Below are 6,740 nucleotides of genomic sequence, written 5' to 3'. Positions count from 1 at the left end.
GTGGACATTTACCTTCCCGTTTTAACCGTGATAAAGCACGTCCATATGTGGGTGCTTTATCCGTGTTGATCACTTGTGGAATTTGCCACTTCTTCACATTATTTAAAATTTTTCCAAGAAAACAATATGCTGATTTGGTATTACGTCTAGAAGAAAGATAAAAATCAATGGTATCGCCACGTTGATCGACTGCACGATACAGATAAGACCATCGTCCATTCACTTTTACATAGGTTTCATCAATATGCCACGAGCTCAGATCTGTAGGATTACGCCAATACCAGCGTAAACGTTTTTCTATTTCAGGAGCATAACGTTGAACCCAACGGTAAATAGTCGTGTGATCAACATTCACACCCCGTTCGGCCAGCATTTCCTGCAGTTCACGATAGCTAATGCCATATTTACAATACCAGCGCACAGCCCAAAGAATGATTTCGCCCTGAAAATGCCGACCATGGAAAGGATTCATATGCTGCACCTTTAGCTAAAACAGTCTTCAGCTTACCATTCGTGGTTATTTGCAACAGTGCCGTAATTCCACCCAGGAAGAATGCCAAGCCCTGGAAAGATTCTAAAATCAGTTCAATAGAACGAAATGAGTTACTTCAAACGGTTAAGCATTTAGGCAGAACCCTATGGAAAAAATGGTCGGGCTATCACCGTCGCAGTTTGGTGGAAACCAAGATGCATTGCATCAAATTATTAGGAGATAAGCTGACGGCAAGACATTTTCAAAGTCAGGTCAATGAAGTTCATGCGCGTGTGGCAGTTCTGAATAGATTTACGGAATTAGGTAGACCTCACACCCAAGTTGTCACTTAAATTTGAATGGATTGGGGAAAACTCAGCTTTTGAATGTTTATGCAACAAAGCCGGTTTTAGTTATAAACTTATTCATTCAGGAATTATATTGCTGAATGAATAAGTCTAATTGATTTATTTATGCAACCCAACTATTCATTTGATTCATTTGATTCATTTGATTCATTTGATTCATTTGATTCATTATTTTTAACTTGTTTTTGTTTAGAATTTTCAACTTTAGAAGCTTTTAAATTCTTTTCAAGAAATAACAAGCCGCCATCTGCATAACTAAAACTTGCGATACTAAAGAATGCACTAATTAACAGTAATTTAGTACAAAATTTATTTTTGAATAGCATGTTTATTTACTCTCATTTAATACTTGTTAGATATTCTAACTTTAAAGAATTAACACCCAGAGGACTCATAAATTACATTCTTGTAATTTTAAAATGTCTCAGGATGGTGTTTAAAGTGCGTGTGATAAATAGAAGTGTAATACAGGAAAATGGTAAGGTTTATCAGCCTAGTCATCTGTCCATTATGTAGAAAGAGCAGCACTTTAATGTTTATGCTGTTCCAATGTATTACATTCCTTACTTTCTATTTGTAACGTAATTTCAGTAATACTATGATTATGTTTTAGAACGTCTAAGGCCTTTTGATAGAGCTGATCTGGATCGCTATTAGGAGCAACCAAATGAGCAGTTAAATGAATGTTTTTTGAAGATATAGCCCAGACTTTCAACTGATGAATCCCTTCAACACCCTCTAGCATCAATAAATCATTTCTTAACGACTCAATATCAATCTCATCAGGAACCCCTTCAAGCAAAATATGGATACTTTGTTTTAATAAAACCCAAGTTCGAGGTAAAACCCAGAAGCCAATTAACACAGCGATTACGGTATCTACCCACATCCACTGGGTAAAATAAATGACCACTCCTCCGATAATCACGCCTATCGATCCCAGTGCATCACTAAGGACTTCTAAATATGCGCCTTTCACATTTAGACTTTCTTGAGCACTCGCAGAAAGGATTTTCATTGAAATCAAATTTATGACCAAACCAATGACTGCGACAATCATCATTCCAACACTTTGAATTTCAGCAGGATGCGTAAAGCGTTGGTAAGCTTCATAGACAATATATATCGCCACCACAAAAAGCATCACTGCATTAAACAGAGCCGCTAAAATTTCGAATCGCTGATAGCCAAAAGTTCTTTTATCATCTGCGGCTTTTTTACCAATTTTGATAGCAGCAAGAGCAATAGCTAATGCGGCTACATCAGTAAACATGTGAGCGGCATCAGACAGTAATGCTAAACTTTGGGTAATAAAAGCAGCGACAACTTCTACTATTAAAAAAGTAGTCGTTAAACCTAAGGCAACCATTAACTTCTTACTATTTTCTTCAGTAACAACCGCATGGCTATGATCATGATGTTCTGACATAAAATATTTTCCTTATTCTATTTATGATGAGCAGAGATATTGGATAACAGCCAATATCTCTGCTGTAAATCGACTAATCTATTGGATTAAGAAACTTTCTTTTCATTCATCCAGCGGTACAGTACGGGCAATAAAACCAATGTAAGCAGGGTAGAGGAGATAATTCCTCCAATAACCACTGTTGCTAAAGGTCTCTGTACTTCTGCCCCAGTTCCGGTTGCCAAAGCCATCGGGACAAACCCAAGGGACGCCACACAAGCGGTCATCAGCACAGGTCTAAGACGCAAAATTGCACCCTGCCACGTTGCATAATAAAGGTCATATTGTTGTCGCAACTCTTTGATAAAGGTGAGCATGACTAAGCCATTCAGTACAGCCACCCCCGATAGTGCAATGAAGCCAACCCCTGCTGACATGGATAATGGAATGTCACGCAACCACAACGCGATTAAGCCTCCACATAAGGCAAACGGTACACCACTAAAGACCAGTAAGCTTTCTTTGATATTATGGAATACAGCCATCAATAAAATAAAGATCGTCAACAATGCGAGCGGAACCACCAATTGCATACGCGCTTTTGCAGACATCAGATTTTGAAATTGACCGCCATAATCTATCCAATAACCGCTTGGTAATTCCTGTTTGGATAACGTGCTCTGAAGCTCTGTTACGAATGAGCCTAAATCACGTCCTTCTACATTTGCAGTAATAACCACTCGACGTTTACCATTTTCACGGCTGACCTGATTAATACCCAGGATATTTTCAACGCGTGCCACATCTTGCAGTTGGACTAAACCACCATTCGGCAATTGAATAGGAAGTACCGCTAACTGTTCAGGACTACGCTGGGATTCATCTAGACGGATGACAAAATCAAAACGCTTGTCTCCCTGTAAAATTGTTCCAACATTCTGGCCACCGACACTTGTAGCTACCAGATCCTGAATTGCTCTTACCGACAAGCCATATTGTGCAGCTCTGGACTTATCCACCTCTACATTCAACAAGGGTAAGCCACTGGTCTGTTCTACATTAACGGCTGTCGCGCCTGAAATTGAGTTAATTTTTTGAGAAATTTTATTCGCTTCGCGATTTAGAATCTCCATGTCATCACCAAATAATTTGACACCCACATCACTTCGCACCCCTGAAATTAACTCGTTAAAGCGCAGTTCAATGGGTTGCGAGAACTCACTGTTATTTCCCGGCAATGTCGCTAAGAAAGTAATCATTCTTTGGCGAAGCTCATCAATCGTTTGTTTTGGATCAGGCCATTCATCATGAGGTTTTAACAGTACCACGCCATCTGAAATGTTGGGTGGCATAACATCTGTGGCCACTTCTGCTGTACCGGTACGAGCAAAGATCGCTTTAATTTCAGGAAATTCTTTCAACAGTAACTTTTCAGTATTTTCCTGCATTCTCAGTGACTGTTCTAACCCTGTACTTGGGGAACGCATTTGCTGAACAGCAAAATCACCTTCACCCAGTTGAGGTGCAAACTCGCTACCTGTTTGAGTGGCTAGCACGCCCGTAAGCACTAAAATACAGGCAGCCACAATAGTCACAAATAAACGAAGCTCATAGGCTTTATCTAAAAGCAGTTCATATTTGGTTTTAAGCCAATGCATCCAGCGACTTTCGGTTTCCTTGACTTCTCCAGTGACAAATAGGGCAACTGCGGCTGGCACAAAAGTGACAGATAAAATCATGGCCCCAATTAAAGCCAGTACAACAGTCATTGCCATAGGATGGAAAAGTTTGGCTTCTACACCCGTCAGGGTAAAGATAGGTAGATAAACCACCAAAATAATTAACTGTCCAAAAATCAGAGGACGACGCGCCTGTTTTGCAGCCAAGAAGACTTCTTTAAATCTTTCAGAACGGCTAAGTAAACCACCTTTCAGCTTCTGAGCTTCTGCTAGCCGACGGATACAGTTTTCTACAATAACCACTGCACCATCAATAATAATACCGAAGTCCAGTGCCCCTAAACTCATCAGATTTGCACTAATCTTCTGCTCTGCCATTCCCGTCAAGGTAAACAGCATTGACAGTGGAATAACGCAAGCCGTGATCAGCGCAGCACGGAAATTACCTAGAAAGAGAAATAAAATAACAATGACGAGGATTGCACCCTCAATCAAATTTTTCTGAACGGTTTTGATCGCCCGATCAACCAAATGCGTACGGTCATACACAGTCTCAATCACCACACCTTTAGGTAGCGATTGCTGGATCGATTGCACCTTTTCATCAATGGCTTGAGCAACGGTACGGCTATTTTCTCCCATCATCATCATGGCAATACCCAATACAGTTTCTTCACCATTATAGGTTGCAGCCCCTGTTCTTAAGTCATGACCAATTGAGACATTGGCGACATCTGCCACCCGAATCGGATAGCCGTTTTTATTGGCAATACTGATGTTCTGGATATCTTCAATCGTGTTTAAAGTGCCGGGAACACGAACCGTTAGCTGTTGTCCATTTTTCTCAATATAGCCAGCACCACGGTTTTCATTATTCTCTGTTAAGGCAGTTTGTAAATCAGACAAAGGAATTTGCAATTGTTGCAATCGGTTCAGATCAGGGGCAACCACATAGGTTTTATTAAAGCCACCGATACTGTTGATCTCAGCAACGCCTTTTACGCGCTGTAATTGCGGTCTTACAATCCAATCCTGAATTTCACGTAAATCCATCGCCGAATAAGGGGTTCCATCCGGCTTTTTAGCATTTGGTTCGGCTTTAATCACCCATTGATAGATTTCACCTAAACCTGTCGAAATAGGCGACATGTTAGGTTGCACATCTTCAGGCATTTCTCCCATTGCTTCTTGCAAGCGCTGGTTGATAAGCTGTCTGGCCCAGTAAATATCCGTGCCATCTTCAAAAATGATGGTCACTTGCGATAAGCCGTAGCGTGAAATCGAACGGGTTTGTTCCATTTTCGGCATGCCTGACATGGCATTCTCGATTGGATATGTAATCCGCTGTTCCATTTCTAAAGCCGTAAAACCATTGGCTGAAGTGTTAATCTGCACCTGAGTATTGGTAATATCTGGTACAGCATCAATCGGTAACTTTTGATAACTATAAATACCAATAGCAATCCAAGCCGCAATAAACAGCATGACCCAGATTGCGTTATGGATAGAAAACTGGATCAGTCGATCAAACAGTCCTTCAGGTTTTACCGATTCGTGGTCTGGAATTTGAGGAGTTTCAGTGCTCATGTGAAGCCTCTCCTTTTTCCAGCTCGGATTTCAGTAAAAAACTGCCTTGAGCGGCATATTTTTGTCCCTGACTAAGCCCACTCACCACTTCAATCCATTGGCTCTCCCCAGATGATTGCCCTAATTTCACAGGTTGCGGACTGAATTCAACTTTTTGTCCATGCTGAGTGGCGACAAAAACCACATCTTTTCCATCGACATTCTGAACTGCGGACTTAAGTACCCGTAATGCGGTACTTTCACTCCGTTGTTGCAACTGTACGTTCACCATCAAGTTTGGACGTAATTCGGTTGCATTCGATTCAACTTTTGCTCGCACCTGAAGACGACCTGTTTGAATATCCGCTTCAGTATTTAAAGTCTGAATAACAGCTTGATAAACCTTTTCTGTTTGCAAGGATTTAAATTCGATCTTTTGATTCGGGGCTAAGCCCATAATTTCAGAATTTGGAACAATAAACTCAAGCCAGAGTTGATCTAACCGGTCTATCGTAAAGAGTTGATCGGCTAACTGAACATTTTCCCCGAGAACCAAATCCTTTTTACTGATCACGCCAGAAATGGGAGCTTTCAAAATATAGCGTCCGTTACTGGCATTCACTGCACCAAATGCACTTAAACGTGATTGGGCCGCTTGAACCTGAATTTGTGCCCGTTTATAGCTGTTATAAGCACGTTGATAGTCCTGTTTTGCTGAAATGCCCTGTGACCAAAGCTGACGCTCACGATCATAGTCTTGTTTCGCCAGTTCAAGGTTGGTTTGTTCAATTTTAAGATTGGCCTGCTGATCAACTAGATCAGGAACAAGCAACGCAGCCAAAGGCTGTCCTTTCTGAACTTTTTGACCGAGTTCTACATAGACATTTTCTACATGACCACTAAAACTCGGTGAGACGTGCGCTTGCTGGTCAGTATTCACATTCAGTTTGGCAGGATAAGAACTTAATTTAACCACCGGGCCTTGATCGACCGCTGATAATTGTATGCCCTGTTCCACCAGTTGCTTGGCAGTCAGGCTCACACCTTCTGCATGCTCTTCGGTTTCACCGCCATGTTCTTCTCCGCTTTCTTCCTCTGCATGTTCATCTGATGTTTCCGATTTATTCTTACCAGTTAAGATCAAAAAAATACTGAGGAGTACGGTAGCGCCGATAACCAAACTAATCAGTAGAGGTTGAGAGATTTTTCCGCTCTGTTTTTTTAAGCTGTTTTTAAGATCGAACATG

Annotated in this window: 5 protein-coding genes and 1 pseudogene; 1 reads left to right on the top strand and 5 read right to left on the bottom strand. The window is 41.1% G+C overall.

Annotated elements, in window-relative coordinates; genetic code table 11:
* Nucleotides 1–472, bottom strand: a 472-nt coding sequence (locus FTU13_RS07215; protein WP_098733213.1) for an IS6-like element IS1006 family transposase, incomplete at its 3' end; no start/stop codon positions are given.
* Between the two features lie 59 nt (nucleotides 473–531).
* Here FTU13_RS07215 and FTU13_RS07210 point away from each other — a divergent pair.
* A pseudogene (locus FTU13_RS07210) lies at nucleotides 532–825 on the top strand (IS5/IS1182 family transposase); the annotation flags it as partial.
* 131 nt (nucleotides 826–956) lie between these two features.
* Here the strand turns inward: FTU13_RS07210 and FTU13_RS07205 are convergent.
* The 4 genes from FTU13_RS07205 to FTU13_RS07190 all read right to left on the bottom strand — a co-directional run bounded on the left by FTU13_RS07205 (nucleotide 957) and on the right by FTU13_RS07190 (nucleotide 6,739).
* Nucleotides 957–1,166: a hypothetical protein gene (locus FTU13_RS07205; RefSeq protein WP_106439075.1), complete on the bottom strand. Its 210-nt coding sequence runs from the start codon at nucleotides 1,164–1,166 to the stop codon at nucleotides 957–959.
* Nucleotides 1,167–1,369: 203 nt separating this feature from the next.
* Nucleotides 1,370–2,269: a cation diffusion facilitator family transporter gene (locus FTU13_RS07200; protein WP_174560616.1), complete on the bottom strand. Its 900-nt coding sequence runs from the start codon at nucleotides 2,267–2,269 to the stop codon at nucleotides 1,370–1,372.
* A gap of 86 nt (nucleotides 2,270–2,355) precedes the next feature.
* Entirely contained in the window at nucleotides 2,356–5,514 is a 3,159-nt protein-coding gene (locus FTU13_RS07195) for an efflux RND transporter permease subunit (RefSeq protein WP_004733184.1), read from the bottom strand.
* A complete protein-coding gene (locus FTU13_RS07190) occupies nucleotides 5,504–6,739 on the bottom strand; it encodes an efflux RND transporter periplasmic adaptor subunit (protein WP_004281853.1) in 1,236 nt (411 codons plus the stop codon). Before FTU13_RS07190 ends, FTU13_RS07195 begins: the two co-directional genes overlap by 11 nt.
* Nucleotide 6,740 lies beyond the last annotated feature (1 nt).

Source organism: Acinetobacter sp. YH12064 (assembly GCF_013419735.1).
Taxonomy (GTDB): Bacteria; Pseudomonadota; Gammaproteobacteria; order Pseudomonadales; family Moraxellaceae; genus Acinetobacter; species Acinetobacter amyesii.
The sequence above is the reverse complement of the archived record's forward strand: the minus strand, read 5'-3'. Positions and strand labels throughout refer to the sequence as shown.